Genomic DNA, 21,936 nt, shown 5'->3' with positions numbered 1-21,936 from the left:
CACACAACACGACTGAGGTGTTTTGATAGAAAGTTGATAGAAGCCTGAAAACCCTACCGAACATTGAAAAATCAATATGTACGCTAAAACGCAGACACTTCCAACTACGGTCAAGGTGCAATCTGATAACGGTTCACTACGCTTGCAGTTTAGTACCAAGTACAATCCCGTTTTTGGTGGTAAGCGAAAACATCAGGGCTTAGGGATGAAGGATACCCCTGAGAACTGGCAGAAGGCGATCGCTATAGCTTGCCGTATAGAGGGTGATTTACAGCATCCAGACTGGCAACAGTTGTTTGACCCTAGCTTTGCTAAATACGGCCTACGAAGTAAATACACCGCCGAGCTAGCACTAGCAGCACTGATCGCGCAACCCGAGCCTGAGATAACAGTAGGGGCAATGTGGGAGCGATACCTAGAATGGAAGGTGACAACCGTTCAAGAGACTACTTTTGCGACGGCCTTCCGAACATTTACAAACGTAATAGAAGGCAAAAAATGGAATAAAAGCACTCGAAGTTACACAAACTCTGACCGCTGTTTGTCTAATCTTTCATGTGAATGTAAGACTGAGATTTTCGCCCTACTGTCGTCAACAACAATCAGACAAAAAACCTATCTTTTGTCTGAGCTTAGTCAAGCTTTTGATTTTTGCAAGTCAAAAGGGATGATAAAGAAGTCGCTTGAAAACCCTTTTATGTCGGCTAAATTCAGCACGCCTACCGTAACTACTCAGGATAAATATGCTGACAAGGTTGTTAACGGTGAACTTGTTAGCTGGCACGAAGTACAGGATGAGAAAGCTTTAGAATTGGATAGACGTGCTTTTACCAAAATAGAGCGCGATACTATTATCAAAGGTTTTTATGAGTCCAAGAAAGCAAGTGATAAAATTTATGCACCGTTGATTGAGTTTTACTTTCTCACTGGTTGCCGTACATCAGAAGCGCTAGCACTTAATTGGAATAATATCGACTTCGATCGCGGTACTATCCTTTTTAGTAAATCGCTAGGACAGACTACGAGAAAAGTAAAAGAAACAAAAACGGGAGAGATACGGATCTTTTACTTTAGCAACAATTCTCGATTAAAAGAGTTACTGTTAAAGGTAAAAAGTGAAAGCAGCACTAATCTAGTTTTTCCCGCAAAATCTGGTAAATACCATAATCAATCTAGCCTCACTAAAAGATGGTTAGGCTACACCTTGACCGATGTGTTAGCAGATGGTACAGAGAAAACATACTATTACCCTGGTATCGTTTCTCAATTAGTAGAGGATGGCAAGCTTGAAACCTACTTAAGCTTGTACCATACCAGGCATACTTACATTACGCTTACAGCTAACGCTAACAAGCATAATAACAACGCATTACTACACATAGCTACCTCTTGTGGTAACAGTGTAGATGTCATTCTCAGACACTATCTAGGAGTGAGTGAGGAAGCAAAAATCATAGAAGTCTAGTCACATTTAGGAAATACACCCCCCTCTGACGGGGGTGTAAATCAAATAAGCACCTATAACAGGGTGCTTTTTTTTGTGCCTAAAAATGACAGATAAGTAAAATTTATATGGTGATATAGCAGAGGTATGTATTACAAGGTAGGGATAAAATGGGATGTAAAGAGAAGGGGATAAGATAGCGTTGAAGGGGCGATTGGAAGCGTGTAAATCCCCCCCCCTTGTCAATATGAACAACGGTGTTAATGGCTTTATTAAGACCGGGTTTTGACACAATTAAACGCTGATAGCAATCACAAAAATCCTAGAAAAGTATCACCAAGTCGCATTAGACGCGGATTCAAAAATCAGTGTCTAGTCACATTTAGGAAATACACCCCCCTCTGACGGGGGTGTAAATCAATAAAGCACCTTTTAAACAGGGTGCTTTTTGCCAGCCATATTATTTTATTTCAATCCTATTGTATGTATATTGAGAATGAAAATTAATTGCTAATTTAAGAAAAAAATTGTCAGAACCTATAGGGTTTAGACAACTCTATCAAGGGTTGAATAGGCTCTGATGTATTGTAATCTCAAATTACAAAGTAAATTAACTAAAAACAAACATGGCAGCTATAGCAACCTTAACGGCTACAACCCTCGAAGGACAATTATTGCAGCTTATCGAAGAGATAACCAACGCGCAAATTATTGCGGTAGCAGCAGCAGCCCCTGGCGTAACTGTTCGCAGAATTGTCTCCTCTAACATTACGGATGACGTAGCGGGTACTAAAAGCGTTAGTCTGAATATTCCAATTACGGTAAACATAAACGCAACAGGTACCGCTGTAGAAGCCGTCCCAGTGTACTAAAAAAATATCTCTCACCGCAATTTTGCTTTGTTGTGGGAGATACTTACTCAATAAAAAAGGAGATGAACCATGCCGACACAAGCAGAGATTAAGAAAGCTTTAGATGACGAAATTGCAGCAGCAGCGGAGAAACCGGGAACGCAATCTGTAACGGTAGCTGCGCTAGTCGATCCAACTGGTTATATACAGTTTAAGATTCGCGAAGATTTTGTCAATCATTTTGGCATTACACCTACTAGCACGGCATTAGAAGGAGCTACATTATTTGTTCCAAAAAAGAAGGCCGGCACGGGCGGTACTGGTACAAAACCTGTTACTCCAAACAGCGCGGGCGCGGGAACCGTAAAAAGCAATAATGCTAAAATTATCGGTAGAGCTATCAAAGTTCCAACTGGGGGCGGTTACACTCGCAAAATTAAGGGTGTACAAAAACCGATTAAAGAGGTTACGATTCGCGTACCCTCAACCATGAGCTTAACCGCAATAATCCTGTGGATTAATACCTCTTTTACAGGGACTACTAAAAAACCTTCCTACTTTATAACATCAGCAGGTTCTAGGGTTTCAATTAACAGCACTTTTACAGACAAAAGTAAATTAGCTAAAAAGAAAAATGAGTAATTATTGTAGAGAAATTGCTTAATGCAAAATATCAGCTTTAAGATTGACTTGTTCTTAGTAATTGGCGTTATAGCTTCCTTAATTCCTTTGAGTATCTGGTTAAGTTGATGAACAATAGGAATTAAGGAAGCGGAAGCCGAAAGAGTTAGGCTACGATTAGAGCTTAAATTCTTGTCAAAGCGACTAGATAAAGTGGAAAACTGGATTGCTGGCAATTCTGGCTTTAAAAGTTAAAGTACATTTTTGATTTACACCCCCGTCAGAGGGGGGTGTATTTACTAAATATATAAACAATGGCAACAATAACACCGGGAACTGGGGCAACAATCAACGCCGGGGCGATCGACTTATCAAATCTAAACACTACGGGGAAAATACTATGTCAGTAAACCCTAAGTCACTTAAGAACCTTAAACCCGGTGCAAATCGTAAAAATGCTATCAGGGTTAACCTGACACTTAAGCCTAAGACGATCGCCCTGTTAAAGGCGCAAGGTAACATGAGTCAGGCTGTAGATAAATTGATTGAGCTATGCTGTCTCGGACTGGTACAGCATGATGGCTCACTTAATCCGATCGTCGCTGGCAGTGAAGCAATAACATCTCAATCGAACTGTGCGTATATTGAGAGTGAGACAAAATAGCTACTAGGTCGGAGAGGGTTTAAAGTACAACTCAATTGATTATCAATTTACACCCCCGTCAGAGGGGGGTGTATTTTTATTATGGATGCTTACAGCGCTAGAATATTGATAGACGAGCTTGCTTGTATAGCGGTAACAACTAAACGACACTGTAAGTAGCAAGTCAGTCTCTACAAGGTCTGAAGGCATCTAAAAACGGTGTTTTGATAGAGTGTTGATAGAAATAGGTCAATTAAAGCCTGAAAGTATTGGAAAATCGTTTGATGCTAGAAATTAAAAACATTCACACCTATTACGGAAATATTCACGCTCTCAAAGGGGTATCGCTAACTGTCTCGCAGGGAGAAGTTGTGACATTAATCGGTAGCAACGGGGCGGGGAAAACTACCACTCTCCGCACGATTCAAGGGCTGCTGCGCCCGCGCCAAGGTACTGTACTGTTTGAGGGAAAGCCTTTGGAGTCGCTTTCTACAGAGGCGATCGTCCGTTTGGGCATTTCTCAAAGCCCGGAAGGGCGGCTGATTTTTGGGCGCATGACGGTACAAGAAAACCTGGAAATGGGTGCTTATCTCCGCAACGATACCCTCGGTATCAAGTCTGATATGGAAAAAGTTTTAAATTTATTTCCGCGTTTGCGAGAAAGAATTAGTCAAAAAGGGGGAACTCTCAGCGGGGGGGAACAGCAAATGCTCTCGATCGCCCGTGCTTTGATGTCGCGCCCCCGTTTGTTATTATTGGATGAGCCGAGTATGGGCTTGGCTCCGATGTTGGTGAGTCAAATTTTTGCGATCGTCCGCGATATTAATGCTGAAGGAACTACTATTTTACTGGTGGAACAAAACGCCCGGATGGCTTTAAGTGTAGCACATCGCGGCTATGTCATCCAAACTGGTGAGGTTGTAGTCGCCGGTACTGCTAGCGATTTGCAGTCAAATGAAACTGTTCGGAAGGCGTATTTAGGGGAAAGTTAAATATGGGAATTGGGCGGAGCAAAGCGGAGGGATTGGGCCCAGCGAAGCGGAGGGATTGGGCCTTGGTAATCGGCTATTAGGTCGTCTCCGCTTAGGCAATGATAATTCGTAAAAGTTCACGGGGTTAAGAGGGCAGAAGAGAAGGAGGAGTCCGACCAGAACGAACACTCAAGACAGATTCAGTCAAGAACTCAAGAATATTCCGGTCTTGCAGCTTGAGAGAAGACACAACGGTGAGTAAACGGGCAACAAACAGACTTCCTGCTGCAGAATCTGAACCAAAACTAGTCCGTCGCCAAATCACAGCAGGGCGAATGGCTCTCTCCGCGGCATTATTGGTCGGCTCTACACCATCTGAGGAGATAAATAACCACAGAGCCACTTCCAACTTTAGTAAATTACGGCAAGTCCGCACGGTTTTTGCCAGTGGGGTCTTTTCCCTCTCGTGGATGTCTAACTGCGAAGCTTCTAGCAAGATACTCAAAACTTCAGTCTTAATAGGTTCAACCCTTTCTTTTAACTCCGAACGAGTGAGTTGGTCATTTCTAAATTTATGCCAGAGATTGAAAAGCTCTTTTTCCTGCTCCAGCAAGGATTTGCCGATTTGGGCAGAAGCTCCAACTCGTTCGGATATTTGAATAAAATCTCGTTTGAGGTGTGCCCAACACAGTTGCCTGTGATTGACATCCACCCAATTATAGGCAGGGCAACGATCGCTGGTGATCGAGCCACTAAAAGTTTCGCCCAAAACCGTTTGAGCAGCACTACTAGCTCTGCTTAAAATTACCTGAAAGCTCTGAATCAATGGCGTTACAGCCACCCACAGCCAACCACTGGTCTTGGTGGCATTTTGACCATCTCCATTCCGCTGCTGAAATCCAGTCTCATCTACTCCCACATTCGGCTGCTGCTGGATGTAATGTTGGGCTGCTGTGACCCCATCGCCAACTGCCTCACTCACTTCTGTCCGTAGACGATTGATAGTGCCGACGGACATTTCAATCCCAAATACCGCCTGCATCAGCGCACGTATTTGGCGGTAGGATTGTCGATACTCACTACTGAATAAACCTACATAGGCTGCTGTTCTTGGACCATATCCACCCATTCCTATTATTTCGGTCATTTCTGGGGCTTGATTTTCTTTCCCACAACAAGTACAGGTAATTGGATGAAACTGATGTTCGATGACGAGCCGCTGTACTGGTGGGACTTCCACTACTTGATGTCGATATGCTTGACCATTATTTTCAATCTCTAGGATGCCTCCACATCCACTACATTGCTGTGGGTAATGGTTGATTACTTCTTGACACATTTCGGTCGGGTATAGCTTCCGTTCATGTCCCGAATGTCCTAGTTGCCCACCCCGCTTCTTTCCGGTGGGTTCCTTTCGATTGGGCTTAAATCCTTGAGGATTCTTCGATGGTGGTTGTGATGAATTTGCCGAAGTTCGGGCTAATTGCTCTTTGAGAAGCTCGTTTTCTGTTCTCAGTTCCCCTATTTCCTGTTCAAACTGATCCATCCTACGCACTAATTCGTAAATTAGTTCGAGGATGCTGCCTGGCACTTGCGCCCACTCTGCTGCACTGATTGCTGCCATTAATTCCGGCACTGTCTTCTCCATGTCCCTCACCTTACCAGATTTTTTGGGCTTTTGCTACCCCCGTGAACTTCTACGATAATTCTGTGTTATTTTGACAAGATAATAGCAGCATTTTGAAGTTGATTCTGGAGTAATAAACTATGTCTGTGATGACCGAGGCTCTTGAGCGAATCAGTATTTACTGTGAGCTAAGCGAGCCAGATAGACCCAGAGAAGAAATTGAAAAAAAACTCAGCTTTTTTCCATTTCAGCTATCTGATGAAGCCTATGAATTTTATCAGTGGGCAGGCGCACCTGTAGGTATTAGGAGGTGGCAACCTTATGACGATGGTAATTCGACATATTACTGTGCGCTGGAGAGATTTTTTGAATCCGCAAGTGACTTAATTCATTTCGTGTCTATTGAGAAGGCAGAAAGATATTATTCTCCATCTTTTCACGATCCAAAGTATCTTCACTTTGTTTCCTATGAAAATGGTTGTCTATTCATTTCTGGTTCGGAAACAAAGGTTGAAAACTCACCTGTGCTACGACTAGGAGAATGTGAGCCTTCTTTATGGTTTCCTAGTTTAACCAACATGATGTTAGCGATCGCCGAGTCTTTAGAAACAGTTGGAACTATATGGCCAGAACCAACCATTGATGATGATGAAGATTATGAAACCAATAAATACCATGAAAAATTTGAAAAACACTGGCAAGTAATGAAAGCAATAGCTCAAAAGTACGGCTCCCCTAAAGGGATGATTCTTACCAACTAATTCTCTTGATTCAACAGTGTTAATATCGTTTCTAAAAAATCTTGCAACAATTATTAGTATTGGGCGAGGTGCAGCGGAGGGTTTTCACGAATCCTATTTGTCAGGTGCGTCGCTATTAGATTGTGGTTTTTTCTGGGAAATTTAATAGTTGCGACGCACCCTACAGCTAATAACCAATAACCAATAACCAACAACCAATAACCAACAACCAATTCCCAATTCCCAATTCCCAATTCCCAATTGCCCATTACCCTATTTGCGATCGCAATTTCCCCGTTTTTAATTCAGTCTCAAACGCCATCCGTACCTTTTCCCACTCCGTTTCGGCTTCCAAAAGCCGATCGCGCGCCGTCCTCGCATCAAAAACCTGTTCCCCTCCCGACTCAACCGCCATGCGGCCCATATACTCCAACTCCTTGCAAACTTCCGAAAAAGACACCGCTCCTAAATTAGCGCTGCTCGACTTCAGCGTGTGAGAAGCCAGCTTCAAACTATCAGCATCGCCGAGAAAAATAGCCTCTTTAATTGTTTCTAACTGCTGCGGTGCATCTAACAAATATATCTTAATCAACTCCCCCAAAAAATCCGGGTCTTCATCATCGTCTAACTCGCGGAGACTTTGCAAAACATGAAAATCGATCGGCGAATTTGTTGCAGGTTGAACGATCGAGTGTCCAGCAGCCACACTGTCAACTTGCTCAGTAATCTGTGGATTTTTTAGTTCAGCAACGGCATCCAATTCATCCCGCTGCAGTGGTTGGCATTTGCCCAGGGCGATCGCCAACTCTTCCCGGCGCACCGGCTTAGTAATATAATCGTCCATACCCGCTTCCAGACACTTTTCGCGATCGCCCTGCATCGCATTAGCCGTCATCGCAATAATTCTCGGCTTCCGATTAGCAGGCCAATCCTGACAAAGGCGGCGCGTCGCTTCCAACCCGTCCATCTCCGGCATCTGCACATCCATCAGCACAACATCGTAAGATTGCCGCTTGCAAGCCTCCAAAACCTCCAACCCATTAGCCGCAATATCTGCCCGATATCCTATCCTGTCGAGCAAATGCGTAGCTACTTTTTGATTCACCACATTATCCTCCGCCAGCAAAATCCGAATCTGAGTAGAATTAGCTCCATCCTGTGCGACAGAATTGCTAGCCACCTGCCTCAAAACCGCAGGTGTCCGCTGCACGCGGTGCTGTTCTTGAGAATTTTCAAAATACTTCAATCCCGAAGTCAAAGTCGCCACATTTGAAACTTCTCCCCTACCGCTTCTGCCGGCAACATATCCAAAAACTTGCAGCAACACATTATAAAACTGCGACTGTTTTAGAGGCTTAGTTAAAAAAGCCGAAAAATGTACTTCTGTAGTTTCAAGCTTTTTCCAGACTTCCGCCTTGCTCAAATAAGTAAACAGCACCAAAGGTAGCGGAACTTTGCGAGGGCTTGTAACAATGACATTCGGATTTAGCCCCTCGCCGCCAGACAAATTGCTCAATTCCAATGAACGAATCTTCACAGCCAAAGCCACGCCATCCATATCTGGTAGATTCATCGCCAAAATAGCCAAATCGAGCGTCGAGTTTTCTTGGATGATTTTCACAGCCTCAGCACCCGAACTTGCAGCTACCGGTATCATTCCCCAAGCCTCAGCTTGCCGGATCAAAACTTGCCGGTTAATGGCATGATTTTCGACAATCAACAAATGCTTACCCACCGCAAATTCCGGTAGTTTTTTGGATTCTCGACTTTCATTAGCTTCTGCAGTCACCGTGAAATAAAAAATTGAACCGGAACCCGATACCGAGGGCGGAGAAAATCCATCCGGCGGAATTCCTGCGGTACTTTGTCCGATCGCCGAAACTGCCGGTTGAGACTTAGAACTTGCCGGACAAACCTGACTGACAACCCACATTTTACCACCCATCATATCGCTCAAACGCTGGCTGATAGCCAATCCCAGACCAGTTCCGCCGTACTGTCTAGTTGTGGAAGCATCCACCTGCGAAAAAGCTTTAAACAGGCGATCGATCCGGTCTGGTGGAATGCCAATGCCCGTATCTTGGACAGCAAATTGAATCTCGTACTGTCTGTTACTTGGCAACTTTTCCTCCTTAGTTGCTAGCGGTTTCAGAGCTAAAATATTGGTTATTTCCGGCAAAACTTTAGCAGCTACAGGCTCGATTTGCCGAGCGGTACAAGAAACGACAATTTCTCCAGATTCTGTAAATTTGACTGCATTTCCTAGCAGATTTACCAAGATTTGGCGCAGCCGCGTGACATCTCCTAAAATGTTTTTGGGAACAGAATCATCAATAAAGTAAGCCAGCTCTAAACCTTTTTCTGACGCTCTCGGAGCCAGCAATTCCAGAGATTCTTCTATGCAGTTTTGCAGGTCAAAGGGGCTGCGTTCCAAATCCATTTTACCCGATTCAATCTTGGAAAAGTCGAGAATATCGTTAATAATAGTCAGCAAAGCATCGCCGCTGGTGCGAATTGTCTCTACAAAATCCCGCTGTTCTGTAGTTAGTTCCATATCCAGCAGCAAACCGGTCATCCCGATGACCGCATTCATCGGAGTGCGGATTTCGTGACTCATCGTAGCTAAAAACTCGCTCTTAGCTCTGTTAGCAACTTCGGCCGCTTGTCGCGCTTGCTCCAAAGCTTCATTTTGCTCTACTAACTGTTGCTGTCGGTGAACTTCCTTTTCTAAAAGTTGGGCTTGGGCTAAGGTAATTCCGACTTGAGCGGCAACATCTTCTAACAGTTCAATTTCGTCGGGAGTCCACTGGCGAGTTGCATCGCACTGGTGCAAAGTAATAATGCCATTCGGTTCGCCTTGATAGGAAGTGCGAACCGCCAACATAGATTTTAAGCCGATGCGGCGGCACATCGGCACGGAAGATTCGAGCAAAGGATCGGCAAACACATCGGGAGATGCTAGGGCTATATCTTCAGCGAGCAGTTTTTCTGTGTAGGGGTTGTAAGTGACAGAAAGTTCTAAATCTAAAGCTGATGCGTGACCTGGTTCGAGGTATTCTGCGACGCAAGGAAGGTGCGGATAAGGTTGGGAAAGGTAGGTGTGAATTGTACAGCGATTGACACCGAATACGCGCCCGATTTGGGTGGCGGTAGTCTGAAAAATTTCTTGAGTATCTAAGGTCGATCGCACTTTTTGAGTGATTTGTTTGAAGAGTAAAACGCACTGGTACTGACGCTGCAAAGTGTGCTCGCGTTCTTCGCGGGCAATTTCCGCGCCGATATAATTGCCCATCAATTTTAACATTTCAAAATTTAGCGGTTTTAAAGGTGGTTTAGCAGAGCTCGAAGTAAAGCTCAAAGTGCCAAAAATTCGCCCTTCCACTATTACCTGCGTGCCGACAAATGCCTCCAACCTGCGGACGGCGTAAGCGGGGTGGTTCTTCCACTGAGTAGTGCCGGCGGATTCGATAGAAATAGGTTCGTTCGATCGCAAAACCTCTCGTTCAAAAGTTCTACTCAAAGCAAAACCATCTCCTTTGGCAAATCCGAAGGGGAAATTTGACGGTACATAGGCGGCGATGACTTCGTAGCGATCGCCCAAAACCCTGCCCAACAGCCCGATATCCATCCCAAACTGACTGCAACCCATTGCCAGCAACTGAGCAGTACGTTCCTCAAAGGAGCCTGACGAGCTCACCATTACCTCGTAGAGCGATCGAATTGCTCGCTGGCTTTCCCGCAATTCCTCAACGCCTTCGACGCGGCTGCAGACATCGTGCAAAGTTCCTAAAATTCCCGCTATTTCACCCTGGGAATTCAGCCGGACTTGAGCAAATATTTCTACCGAAATAAAGCCAGATTCAGGATGAATATCTAATTCATTTGTCACCGAGTCCGAATTGTACTTAAATCGCAGTTCTCTCCGACAAAATTCCGATTTTCCAGACAGCAAAGACTCCAATAAATTTTCACACTGCGGGCGTTCATCTGGATGAACCCAATCTAAAAAATTAGTGTGCAAACTTTCGGAAACCGAAAAACCAGTAATTTCAGTCCAAGCGCGGTTGAGAAACGTCCAAACTCCCGCCGCATCCATCTGAAAAATTACTGTTGCTTTCAAAGAATCAAAGACTTGGAATCGATCGGGATCTGCGCCTTTGAGTTCTAACTGCTTGTTTGGAGTAATATCTGTATGAGTTCCGACCAAGCGCAGCGGTTTGCCTGCAGCGCTCCGCAAAACTTGACCCCGGTTCAGCACCCAGACAGTGCTGCCGTCTTTGCAGTACATCCGATATTCTGCTGCAAAATCCGCTGTCTTTTGTGCGAAGTGTTCTTCTAAGGCTGCCTTTACTCCGTTAATGTCATCTCGGTGGATGCGACTCCACCATTCCGATCGGCGATTCGAGATTTCCCCTGCTTTGTAGCCGAGCATTTCTTGCCACCGCACGGAATAAAAAAACTCATCTGTTTCGAGATTCCAATCCCAAATCCCCTGATTGTTGACAGTAGCGGGGAGATTTTGGGGCTGCCGGAAACTATTTTCTGCAATTTCAACTTCCTGGTAGCGATTTGCTGCCGGAAGCTGTATTTGGGCGGCGAGTTTTTTGTATTGCGCGTTGCTAGATTCTAGCTGTCGCTGCAAAGCGATCAAGCTAGAATGCAGAGATTTTGAATCTAGCGCTTGTAAAAGGATAGTTTTAGGATTGACAATCCCGATCGGGTGATTGCTTTCGTTAATGACTAATAATGGTAACTGGTAGTAGTATTTTTGTAGCAGGGCGACGGCTGCTTCTAGGGTAGATTGCGATCGTACCAGCGGCGGCGAGCTGTTACAAATCGCTCCCGCTTTAATTTTGTTCGAGTCTCTTCCCAACGCCTGCAACTGCACGATGTCTCGCGAACTTACCACCCCAACGAGTTTGTGCAGGTTGGGATTTGTAAATTTGGAATTTGTAGCACCAGTCGAGTTTGGTTCTGGGGTTTCAGTAATTAATACATAGCTAACATTGTGTCGGAACATCAGTTGCGCCAGATAGCGAACTGAAGAACTAGCAGGAGCGTGAATAATTCGTCCTGCTGCGATTTGAGGAATTTGATAAAGTTTAATTAAACTCGCCGGCAGCTCTAATTTCGGTTGTGAACTTGGCAGCGGCGGTGGGAAAGCGAAGGTCACGGGTGGCGGATCGCTGCTTGCTTTTTGTGGCGATTTCCCCAGTTCTTGCAACAGTTCTACCAAGCTTTGAGAGCTAATTAAACCGACAAGTTCTTCAGCGTCGCTGACGACGGGTAAATGACCAATCTGATATTTTTCCAGCAGATTTACTAAGGCAAAAAAGTCGGTAATTTCCGATTCTCTGGCTACAGTCACGGTTCTGATCATGATTTGCTCGATCGCAAATCCCCTCAAAGCAGCGCCGATCGAATTTAGCTGTACCACATCTCGCGCCGTAAAAATCCCCAGCACCGTCTGCCCGCTCCCATAGGGAGCTTTTGCGCCGCCCTGATGCAGCCCGTTGCCGAAGGCCTTTACCGCACGCGGTAAGCCGTTGTAGAAACCCGACTGTTCCCGCAATCGTGGGGAATTCCCATTGCTGAGATTTTCCAGTTGAGAATGCTCGCGCGGCTCTACCACGAGGACGTAACTGGCTCCTGTGCTGCTCATCAGCTCGATCGCCTTTTCTACGGGCGTCTGAGGGGTGACGGTAAGGGGATTGCGGTTGATGACCTGACTGAGAGAAGGAATAAACATCAGCGGGCATAAGAGTGATATTTGTTAGAAAAACCCGATCGCGGGCAGCAGCTTGATTGAGAGGCTTTACCCGCGAGCTTTCCAAGCACGGTCAAACTTTCTGTATCATAAAATTCACCCCTACTTCCAGCATCTTGGCATTTAAAATTAATTCTGTGCCAAATCCTGACAATTGGCGGGTAATGACAAGTCAGAACCAATGCTATCTGCCACAGGGCGGACTTTTAACTGGCCGGCAATTCCTCGCCCAGCCTAACTACTGCGGGTTGACGAGCAAGAATTTCTGCGATTGTCTAGACTGCACCCTACTTTCTCGCCCTCAACGGAATTCTCGCTCAGATTCTGTTTGAGGCAAGATACTTATACACTACCAATTTACCAGCGGCCGCAGGCTTGTTACAAGATTGCCAATTAGTAGGTATATAAACTGTGCAATTAGGGGGTGGGAGAAGCCAGAGGGAGAGAACGGGAAAGGGGGAGCTTTGAATATATAGCCTTTCTCAAAAAGGTGAGGAGTTGAGATTTTAGATACTTCGGCTTCGCTGTACAAGTTTGAGATTTTAGATTGGGGGATTGAGAACTCGATCGATCAATACCTCATTTTGGGCTCGGACTGCTATAGATTTTAGATTAGGGAATTAGGGCATGGGGAAAATGAGGGATTGAGGGATTGAGGGATTGAGGGATTGAGGGAGCGATCGGTCAATCCCTCATTTTGGGCTCGAACTGCTATAAAACAAATAATTGCGATAATCACTGACTCTGTTATTATAGCAAATATTAATATTTGCTATAAATTCTCAATTATTAGAATTTTTTATTTTAAATTACCGTCTACTGCACCGATGTAGCGATCGCACCCTGCAGCAGTACCGGATATTTTAATTGCGACGGCGTTTTGAGCAAAAATTGCGATCGGGCTGGACAACTCAAAGATCGGGGCGATTAAAATGCCTATAACTAAACTTATAATTGTGGTTTTTGATAACACTTGAATGCTGACGTTGGACGTTGGACGTTTGAACAAAGCGAGCGGGGACAGCACTAATGACTAACAACTAACAATTAATGACTAATGACTAATGACTAATGACTAATGACTAATGACTTCAACCGACGCTGAAGTTCCCCCGCCGCCGTAGCAATTACGACCGCCAAAATCGGGTGCAGCGGCTCGCTGTGGCGAACTTCTGCAAAAGTGAGGGCATGGATCAAAGTAAAATAGCCACAGACTGCCAATATCGGCAAAAACTCCCGCCAGCGATGCCGCAAAACTATCATGCCCAAAATAGCAAATACAGGCAAATTTCGCGACGCTAAAATGCCGATAATCCGTTGTGGCGAAAACAATGTCCGCATTGCCTTAATCTTAAACAAAGTGTGATAAGGCCAGTCACTTATAGGGTTTCCAAACCATAAAAAAACTGCCTTTTGCAAACAATACTAGAGATAGACAGCCGGCTCGCGGAGTATTGAAGCGATCGCCCGTTTGGTAAAATAGCGATCGCCCTCAATCGTAAAAGCATTGTGTCCCCCATTCCGAGCCGGATTGAGTTCTTCCTCCCAAATCTGAACGATATGGCGTTTTGGCAGTTGTTCGTAGGCAAAATGATAAAACTCTGGACTTCCTTGCCACAGCAGTGCCGTAGAAACGCTGTAAATCAAAAAAGTCTTGTGAGTTCGATAATTGTGGTAAATCCAAGGTGTAGTAATGATAATAATTGCGCCCAAATAAGCAACAAAACAAGCAATTTTGCGCTTTAAAGACCATTGACGCGGCATCAATAGTGGCACAATTAATGGAAACAACATCGCTGTCGGTCGGCAAAGATTTGTAATTGCCAACAGCGCACCTGCTAATGAAAATTTTTGCCACTGCGGCTGTTCCAATGCCCGTAGCAAGCCCAGCACTGTTAAAAGCATTAAAGGCGTGTATAAAATCTCCGTTTGCAGCAGCCTTACATGAAGAATCAGGGCAGGATTCAGCGCTATTAATCCAGCCGCGACTAAAGAACTTTGAGGGCCAGTAAAACGCCGTGCCAGGATAAAAGTTAGGGGTATGATTGTTGCCCCCAAAAAAGCTTGTACGTAGACTACAGATGCGGGAGAACGACCAAAAATTGTATAACATCCAGCTATAAAAAATGGATAAACTGGTGTCCGGCCTGGTCTCTCAAAAAAATGACCGTTCAGCAACTCGTATGCCAAACGCTCATAGCCCGGTTCGTCGCCTCTGAGACGGGCGATGGTATCGGGGAGAGTTGGTTGGTGTGCCACGCAAAATAAAGCCGGAATGCTAATCCTAGAAGCGTCAGACAAATCAGCACTAAGATAATTATGCGGTGATTTCTTTGCTGCTGGGCTTCGGAGATATCTGGTGTCATAAGAACAGACTGCGAAGATTTGATTGGCTCTCAATTTTTTAGGTTGGGAATGTCAAAAATTATATCGTTTCAGCTTTTATTTTTTTCGAGAATTGATGTTTTTTTTCACGAAGTGTATCTAATGTGAGAGAGTTCCAGCGGACGATCGCATCTTCTGACTCGCCAGTCGGGGTTTGGGCGATTCCCTACGGGATAGCTTCGCACGCGCGTACTTTCGGGTTGTAGGAGCGATCGCAGGGGCATTTGTTACAAATCAGAACTAACAGTGACAGTAACAGCGATCGAACTTACCGCCAAACAAACGAAAACTCAACCCGGATTCACAGACTTGAGGGACTTAAACTTCATGGCTTCTATTGATAAAATAATCAAGAGCTAATTGCGACAATGATTATAATCCCCAACTGTCAACTGGCTAGTTTTTTTAAACAATTTTTAAGCATATTTATTGAAAAATTTCTTATTAACGAGTACGGTAAATAACTGAACTTAGTATTGAAAGCTTTATTCTTAGGTACTTTCAGAGATACATCACATAAAAAAATAATTACCTCAGCCAATTTAGTTAATTTTAAGTAGCAATAGGCTGTACAATCTGCTTCGACTAGATGAATTAAAGCAAAGTAGTGGCAAAATAAAAATGGGGCTAACTACGGAAATCACACGTACCAAAATGCCAAGGGCGCGACTTTAACAGGAACTCGGGCTTATTTGTTGAAGGCATTGCCGACAAATTAAATTAGTTGAGACAGAAGCAAATATCTAAAAAATATCTGCCTCTATCTGCGTGCATCTGCGGTTTAAAATTTTCTTAAATCCTGTCCGCTCTTGGATTGATAACAATAAAATTGGATCGCGTGTGCGGAATGCGAGTCCGTAATCCAAGAGAGGACTGCAGTCTGCACGCGCGATCCTTTTTTGTGATGGTAATCCAGCGGACAGGATCTTAAATCGTGCAATGTCTCCAATAAAATTCTACCAATCAAGACGGTAAACTGTGTTTGCGATTCAACCAACCTGTCACCAATGCTAGTAAAAACATTCCTAACAATGCAAATCCTAGCAACAACTTACCGCCTTCGAGAACGCCTGCTCCCAGAGCTACTAATGGAGGTTTGGCCACAACAATACTCAGCGTCAGAGTAGTGATAAATCTCCGCCATTTCATTTGAGTTAATCCGACACCGTAGCAAACAAAGTCAAACAGCCCAGTCATCAGTAAAGCCGTCACTAAAAAGATATTACTTTCTAGGTAATTCTGATTAATAGAATCTACTTTATCCATGAATTTTTCCCCGACAATTTTTTGCACGAGGTGGCGTCCGTAGCGTTTGGCAATGTAGAAATTAATGGTACAGGCGATCGCATCAGCAATGGCGATCGCGATTAAACCCTGGGTAAACCCAAACAATGCACCTGCTAGCAGCGAATAACCGGTACCCGGTAGGGCAGGAATCACAATGCTTACCATTCGCAGCAACATCACCACCAACGGTGCCCAAATTCCAAACTGACTGATGTTAGCTCTAATTTGCTCGATCCCGTAGTGGTTGATTAGGACGATCGCACCCACAACCAGCAAAGCCGTCAGGCTAAACTGAAGCCATTTAATCCAACGGTTTTTCATGGTTGAGACTCCAACTTTAATAAAATTACCATTCCTAAATCTCTCAATCCCTCCAATCTAAAATCTAAAATTGACTGACTACTCACATTTTTGAAAAAGGTTATAAATAATTCCCTTCATCGTTTTGATTTAGAATACAAGATTAACGGAATGCAGCACAAATCCTCAGTTACAACTATTGTTTCTGGCGGATAGTAAAGTTCCTCAAACAAAATCCATCCTGTTTTTTGCTGAATGTAAGCATGGGTGCTCAGCCCTAGCTGTTTTGCTGTCGCAGCCATCTCTCGATAATCAAGCATTAAGCGATCGCAAAGTTCTCGCTGTCGCAATCCTTCCATCTCATCCATATTGATTCATCGCCCATTATTACAAAAATTATCGCAGATTTTGTGAAATTAATTTATTTCTTGTTATTAATTGCATCAAATACAGAAAAAACAAATAAGTAGAATAAAACTTGAATTAATACGCGATTGTTAAAACTGTCGGTCGAGGATTTCCCTCGCATACCGCCTACTTTCCCGGATGGTCGGGGGACTTCGAGCCGATTCTGGTTTCTCCCTTTTTTTTAGCTTGTCATTACCGACACTTTCATTTTTAGTTTGCCGACTAGCCCGCCTTCGCTTCAAACAAACGGCGAGGGAGCATTGGGTTAAAACAAACTAAAACAACCAGAAACTGGGTTGGTTAAAACCGATTTTGGCTATTAGTCAGAGAAGGGATTCAAACCCTCTTCTTATGGCGCAAGTCCACTGATAGTAAACGGGGAAATCTGATTTTCAGATCAATCTATAATTGCTTTCAAAAATGTCAAAAATGCGAAGTTAACGGGAAATTAAAACAATGTATTGAGGGCGGGAGCGATCGATCAATCCCTCTTCTTCCAGCCTCGCCATCAGCCGCGTCACCGTGATCCGCGTAATCCCCAAGGCTTCGGAAATCTCTTGGTGAGTCAATCTCAAATCAATTAACAGCCCTTGTGCGACTTCCCGACCAAATTTTTTTCCCAACCAAACCAATAGTTGCAGCAATCTATCCCGCAGAGATTCGGTGCGAAGTATGCAGAAAAATTCTTGAGTTTGCTGAAGGTGGGCAAAAATTTCATCTAAGGAGCGATCGTACAAATTGGTCGGAATGTAGCTAATTTCTAGATGAGTCTTGCACTCAATTTGATAAGGTTGCACGCCACAGAGCGGCTGACCGATCGCGTCTCCAACTCCCCAATATCCCAGCGTGATTGCTGTCCCCTGCTCGCTCCAAGTCACGGTTCGGACAGCTCCCCGTTCTATTCGCAACAAGCCTTGAGACGGCACCGGCACTAACTGACGGTGGGTGAAAGTCTGGTGTCTTAAACTAGCGTACAAGCCTGGAGTGTAGGTGGAAAGAGTCATGGGATTAGCCGTTACTTTGAATAGTATTTGCAGCTTAAATTAATTGACAATATTTGTCAACTATTTGGGTAGCTGATGCCAAAAATCAAAGAAACCGGGTTTCTCGACAAAAACCTAGGCTTTCTGCGCCATACCCTGACCAGAAACCCGGTTTCTCGCCCTTGCGAGTGCGTCAGGATTTTGATTTGGGGGAATTCGGCGGCGATGCGGGAAAGGTCGATCGGCACATTTGCTGTTCGGGGACACACAGATAAAGAGAGGCAGAGCCAAAGCATCTGCATTACCAGGCAGAGCCTGGTAATGAGCCAATTTTTATTACTTACTTAAACATATAAATATGTGATATTAGTCACATATTTATATGTTTCTTGTCACATTAAGACCTGTTAACAATCTGTTACATTTATTTACATAAAGCAACAAAGGAAAAACAAATGACTTCACGCAACTTAATGGTTGATGACCAAGGCCTCATGAACAACTTCGCGATCGAGCCTAAGATGTATGTAGACACTAACGTCAGCACCGGATTTACCAAATATGCCGAGAAAGTTAACGGACGTTTTGCAATGATTGGCTTTGTTTCGCTGCTGGCGATCGAAGTTTTGACAGGACAAGGCTTTCTTAGCTTGCTCAAAGATGCTTTAGGCTAGGACGATCCGTTAGATAGATTTAATATAATCTCCGTTCAATAGCTCATAATAAAAAATGTTTGTAGTAACGACTGAAGTCCTAACTGCAAACGATTTTTTTTGTTTCAAATATGTTTGGTGTCGCCGCTTGGGGCTAATTAAAATAAATCTTATGTGCGATCACGCGATCGCACATAAGATTAAAACTAATCAGAGCCATACAAATTTTTAGACAAACAATCTCGGTCTAAAGGTAGATGATAATTGTGAATAATTAAGCTTACAATTTCCATACTTATATAATTTTTATACAAAAAAAAACAGGCGCATCAATAACGCAATAAATTAGACCAGCAGCCCAACTCGTGAAGCAATTTTAAACATCGAGGGATTTCTCTAGAGTACCTAAGTCTTATAAGGAGCATAAAATGTTAGATATTGATGAAATGAGCTCAAAAGAAATACAAGAGCTTTTGCAGAAAGTAGGACACGGACATCTCGGCTGTGTGTTTGAAGGGCATCCATACGTTGTCCCAATGCACTATTATCTCCAAGATTCCGACATATACATTTTCACAACTGTCGGGATGAAAACTAAGTATATGGACGGAAATCCAGAAGTCTGCTTGCAAGTTGAAGAAGTCCGCGATTCGGAACACTGGCGCAGCGTTGTCGTCAACGGGCGAGCAGAACGCCTCACCCAGCAGCCAGACATCGATCGCGCGATGGAATTGGTCAAAGAACACAACCCCACACTTTCACCCGCCATCAATCGCACTTGGATGGACTCTTGGGGGCGTGCGGAGGTAATAGCAATCTACCGCATTTACCCCAGCGAAATGAGCGGGCGCACGACGCAGGGAATCAGCAGTCGGTAAGCTTGGAGACATCTGGGTTGAGTAGAGAAAATAGGTCTCACTTGAAACCGGGTTTTTTACGAAAATACTTAATTAAGACCTTCAATTTTGCTAAAAAACTCGGTTTCTGAGTGTCGGAGTGCGTCCAAGACTGAAATTACTAAAAAGTCCTCCTGGGGGAAAACCCTGCGCCAGCGGAAAATAGTGCAAAATATTTTCTCAAACAGCTTTGCTTGCCAAAAACTCTCTCATGTACCGATTCACTAACTGCGGCTGTTCCTGCTGCACCCAGTGGCTGCAATTGGGAATGTACTGAATCTGAAAATCCCGCACGTAATCTTCAGTCCCGTAAGTTAATTCTTTGCCGAGGGCGCTATCATTTTCTCCCCAAATCATCAGCGTCGGAACTTGCAGCACATCCCAATTCTGGCGATCGAGAAATCCGCTAGCAATGTTGCGGTAATAATTGATAGTAGCAGTCAGAGCGCCCGGTTTAGCCGCCGCATCTTTGTAAGCTTGGATGTCAGAGGGGGTAAAGCTGCTTTTGTCAACTGCCATGCCTTCAAAAGCAAGGGCGATCGCCCGATAGTCACCCAACCGAATTAAGAACTCCGGCAAAACCGGCAACTGAAACAAAAAAACGTACCAACTTTTTCGCAATTGTTGGGGAGTTCGCAGCCCTTCCGCAAACTTGGCCGGATGCGGTAAATTCATCACAATTAATTTATCGACCATCTCTGGATAAGCATAGGCAAAATTCCAGGCGATCGCGCCTCCCCAGTCGTGACCGACTAAAACGCAACTTTTGTATCCCAAACCCTGAATAATTCCCTTGACATCTTGCACAAACTCTGCCATCACGTAGGCAGATTTATCCTTCGGTTTGTCGCTGTCATTGTAACCTCTAAGATCCACAGCGACAACTTGATAATCTGATGCAAATTCCGGGATTTGATGGCGCCAAGAATACCAAAATTCGGGAAATCCGTGCAGCATCAGCATCAGCGGCCCGGAACCTTGAGTGACACAATGAAGCTTGATGCTATTTGTCGCAATAAATTCGTGTTTCCAAGATTCTTTCAGCACAGGCATATTTGATAGTTCCTCTAGCTAGAGATAGATTTTAGCAGTTAAATAAGTTGAGATTTCAGATTAAAGAATTCAACAATTCAAAATGACCGATCGCCCTTCGTGATTTGGTGATTCCTGTGTGGGACAGGTGTCCAGCCCGTTTCCCGAAAGGATTGCAATTTCAGTCAAAATATTAGTATAATGTTACTTCCGTTTCGACAACTGTCAAGCCAAAAATAACTTATTTTCGAGCGGGCGAGAATCCAGAACCTCAAAGAGTTGACAATTTTTGAAGATGCAAGTTAAATAATTCATAGTTTGCGAGTACACTAGAAATTGAAGGAGTTTATACCATGTCTGGCGATCGCCTGCAACACATTGTTAACCGCTTGACAGATCAGCTCAAGCGCGACGTATTAGTTGAAAAATGCCTGTACGACATTCGAGAAGTTTTGCAGAGCGATCGCGCGGTGCTGTATTATTTTTACAGGCAGTGGCAGGGTCAAGTGACTTGCGAGACGTTAAGTGCGATCGAATTCTCAATCTTAGGCTCAACCGGGCCAGACGAATGTTTTAACGACGAATACGCAGCATTGTACGAAGGCGGCAGAGTTAGAGAAATTGCAGATATTGAAACAGAACCAATCAACGAATGTCACCGAGATTTTCTGCGTAGCATGAAGGTTCGCGCTAATTTAGTCGTGCCAATTTTAACGAAAAAAGGGCTGTGGGGGCTGTTAGTTGCTCATCAATGCAGCGGGCCCCGCACTTGGTTGCGATCGGACATTGAATTTATGCAGAAACAAGCAGAAAATATAGCAATGTCTCCCACAATTCAAGATAGTTAATCTTTCATCCAAAATCCTGCTTTGTGACTATTCAGGTGCATTGTCTGTGCAATGGAAAATTACCAACTGTCCCAAAATATGGTGTTCTATTGTTAGGCGGAGGTTTGTAGCGACTCATAGGGCTGGATGAGGATCTCAGCGGGAATTCCTAACTCTTGATTCAGCTTGCGAATCATTTCCAGAGTCAAGGATCGTTTGCGAGATAATATCTCAGAAACTTTAACTCGACTGCCAATACATTGTTCCAAATCGCTACCAGACCATCCGCGAGCCTCCATGTAGTATTGAATGGCTGCAATGGGATCGGGTATTGCGATCGGAAAGTGTGCCTTCTCGTAAGCTTCTACTAGGGTACTGAGCACATCTAGGCGATCGGACTCAGGTGTATTAGGAGCTGCATTAAACAGCAACTCAACCTCTCGAAGGGCTTCCTGATAGTCAGTTTGGGTTCTAATTGGACGTATTTCCATATATCAATTT

General features: G+C 44.2%; 21 protein-coding genes. 10 read left to right on the top strand and 11 right to left on the bottom strand.

The genetic code is table 11. The annotated features are described in order from the left end of the window. Positions 1–76 precede the first annotated feature (76 nt). The 5 genes from QUB13_RS16840 (at position 77) to QUB13_RS16820 (ending at position 4,551) form a co-directional block, all read left to right on the top strand. Entirely contained in the window at positions 77–1,465 is a 1,389-nt protein-coding gene (locus QUB13_RS16840; RefSeq protein WP_333382679.1) for a tyrosine-type recombinase/integrase, read from the top strand. Between the two features lie 605 nt (positions 1,466–2,070). Further along, a complete protein-coding gene (locus QUB13_RS16835) occupies positions 2,071–2,316 on the top strand; it encodes a hypothetical protein (protein ID WP_333382677.1) in 246 nt (81 codons plus the stop codon). Between the two features lie 69 nt (positions 2,317–2,385). Beyond that, positions 2,386–2,937, top strand: a complete 552-nt coding sequence (locus QUB13_RS16830) for a hypothetical protein (RefSeq protein ID WP_333382675.1) — start codon at positions 2,386–2,388, stop codon at positions 2,935–2,937. A 379-nt stretch (positions 2,938–3,316) separates the two neighbouring features. Further along, positions 3,317–3,580 (top strand): hypothetical protein, encoded by a 264-nt coding sequence (locus tag QUB13_RS16825; RefSeq protein ID WP_333382673.1) that lies wholly within the window; start codon positions 3,317–3,319, stop codon positions 3,578–3,580. 263 nt (positions 3,581–3,843) lie between these two features. Next, positions 3,844–4,551, top strand: a complete 708-nt coding sequence (locus tag QUB13_RS16820) for an ABC transporter ATP-binding protein (RefSeq protein ID WP_333382672.1) — start codon at positions 3,844–3,846, stop codon at positions 4,549–4,551. 124 nt (positions 4,552–4,675) lie between these two features. Here the strand turns inward: QUB13_RS16820 and tnpC are convergent, their stop codons facing one another. Continuing rightward, positions 4,676–6,178 carry an IS66 family transposase gene (gene tnpC, locus QUB13_RS16815; RefSeq protein WP_333382670.1) on the bottom strand — a complete coding sequence of 501 codons (1,503 nt, stop codon included), beginning with the start codon at positions 6,176–6,178 and terminating at the stop codon, positions 4,676–4,678. A 119-nt stretch (positions 6,179–6,297) separates the two neighbouring features. Between tnpC and QUB13_RS16810 the strand changes: the two genes are divergently transcribed. After that, entirely contained in the window at positions 6,298–6,918 is a 621-nt protein-coding gene (locus QUB13_RS16810) for a hypothetical protein (protein ID WP_333382668.1), read from the top strand. A 53-nt stretch (positions 6,919–6,971) separates the two neighbouring features. Here QUB13_RS16810 and QUB13_RS16805 read toward each other — a convergent pair whose 3' ends face one another. The 8 genes from QUB13_RS16805 to QUB13_RS16770 form a co-directional block, all read right to left on the bottom strand. Further along, positions 6,972–7,166: a hypothetical protein gene (locus QUB13_RS16805; RefSeq protein WP_333382666.1), complete on the bottom strand. Its 195-nt coding sequence runs from the start codon at positions 7,164–7,166 to the stop codon at positions 6,972–6,974. After that, entirely contained in the window at positions 7,166–12,646 is a 5,481-nt protein-coding gene (locus tag QUB13_RS16800) for a response regulator (protein ID WP_333382663.1), read from the bottom strand. Before QUB13_RS16800 ends, QUB13_RS16805 begins: the two co-directional genes overlap by 1 nt. 817 nt (positions 12,647–13,463) lie before the next feature. Continuing rightward, positions 13,464–13,637, bottom strand: coding sequence for a hypothetical protein (locus QUB13_RS16795; RefSeq protein WP_333382661.1), 174 nt, complete (start codon positions 13,635–13,637; stop codon positions 13,464–13,466). A gap of 95 nt (positions 13,638–13,732) precedes the next feature. Beyond that, positions 13,733–14,005 (bottom strand): hypothetical protein, encoded by a 273-nt coding sequence (locus QUB13_RS16790; protein ID WP_333382659.1) that lies wholly within the window; start codon positions 14,003–14,005, stop codon positions 13,733–13,735. 84 nt (positions 14,006–14,089) lie between these two features. Continuing rightward, complete coding sequence (locus tag QUB13_RS16785) at positions 14,090–14,965, bottom strand: ArnT family glycosyltransferase (protein ID WP_333382657.1); 876 nt, start codon at positions 14,963–14,965, stop codon at positions 14,090–14,092. Positions 14,966–16,012: 1,047 nt separating this feature from the next. Further along, positions 16,013–16,657, bottom strand: a complete 645-nt coding sequence (locus QUB13_RS16780) for a TVP38/TMEM64 family protein (RefSeq protein WP_333382655.1) — start codon at positions 16,655–16,657, stop codon at positions 16,013–16,015. Between the two features lie 116 nt (positions 16,658–16,773). Then, positions 16,774–17,004, bottom strand: coding sequence for a hypothetical protein (locus QUB13_RS16775; RefSeq protein ID WP_333382653.1), 231 nt, complete (start codon positions 17,002–17,004; stop codon positions 16,774–16,776). 477 nt (positions 17,005–17,481) lie between these two features. Further along, positions 17,482–18,048, bottom strand: coding sequence for a Crp/Fnr family transcriptional regulator (locus QUB13_RS16770; RefSeq protein WP_333382651.1), 567 nt, complete (start codon positions 18,046–18,048; stop codon positions 17,482–17,484). A 75-nt stretch (positions 18,049–18,123) separates the two neighbouring features. On the opposite strand from QUB13_RS16770, the gene QUB13_RS16765 reads away from it, so the two are divergent. The 3 genes from QUB13_RS16765 to QUB13_RS16755 all read left to right on the top strand — a co-directional run bounded on the left by QUB13_RS16765 (position 18,124) and on the right by QUB13_RS16755 (position 19,558). After that, the gene (locus QUB13_RS16765) at positions 18,124–18,375 is read left to right on the top strand and encodes a hypothetical protein (RefSeq protein WP_333382650.1); all 252 of its coding nucleotides are present in this window, start codon (positions 18,124–18,126) and stop codon (positions 18,373–18,375) included. 107 nt (positions 18,376–18,482) lie between these two features. Next, positions 18,483–18,701: a chlorophyll a/b-binding protein gene (locus tag QUB13_RS16760; protein WP_194011728.1), complete on the top strand. Its 219-nt coding sequence runs from the start codon at positions 18,483–18,485 to the stop codon at positions 18,699–18,701. A 407-nt stretch (positions 18,702–19,108) separates the two neighbouring features. Then, the gene (locus QUB13_RS16755; protein WP_333382647.1) at positions 19,109–19,558 is read left to right on the top strand and encodes a pyridoxamine 5'-phosphate oxidase family protein; all 450 of its coding nucleotides are present in this window, start codon (positions 19,109–19,111) and stop codon (positions 19,556–19,558) included. A gap of 198 nt (positions 19,559–19,756) precedes the next feature. On the opposite strand, the gene QUB13_RS16750 is transcribed toward QUB13_RS16755, so the two are convergent. Continuing rightward, complete coding sequence (locus tag QUB13_RS16750) at positions 19,757–20,629, bottom strand: alpha/beta fold hydrolase (protein WP_333382645.1); 873 nt, start codon at positions 20,627–20,629, stop codon at positions 19,757–19,759. A 332-nt stretch (positions 20,630–20,961) separates the two neighbouring features. Between QUB13_RS16750 and QUB13_RS16745 the strand changes: the two genes are divergently transcribed. After that, the gene (locus QUB13_RS16745; RefSeq protein ID WP_333382643.1) at positions 20,962–21,456 is read left to right on the top strand and encodes a GAF domain-containing protein; all 495 of its coding nucleotides are present in this window, start codon (positions 20,962–20,964) and stop codon (positions 21,454–21,456) included. 92 nt (positions 21,457–21,548) lie between these two features. On the opposite strand, the gene QUB13_RS16740 is transcribed toward QUB13_RS16745, so the two are convergent. Beyond that, positions 21,549–21,926 carry a helix-turn-helix domain-containing protein gene (locus QUB13_RS16740; RefSeq protein ID WP_333382641.1) on the bottom strand — a complete coding sequence of 126 codons (378 nt, stop codon included), beginning with the start codon at positions 21,924–21,926 and terminating at the stop codon, positions 21,549–21,551. Positions 21,927–21,936: the final 10 nt, after the last annotated feature.

This window comes from Microcoleus sp. B4-D4, from assembly GCF_036705185.1.
Taxonomy (GTDB): Bacteria; Cyanobacteriota; Cyanobacteriia; order Cyanobacteriales; family Microcoleaceae; genus Microcoleus.
The sequence above is the reverse complement of the archived record's forward strand: the minus strand, read 5'-3'. Positions and strand labels throughout refer to the sequence as shown.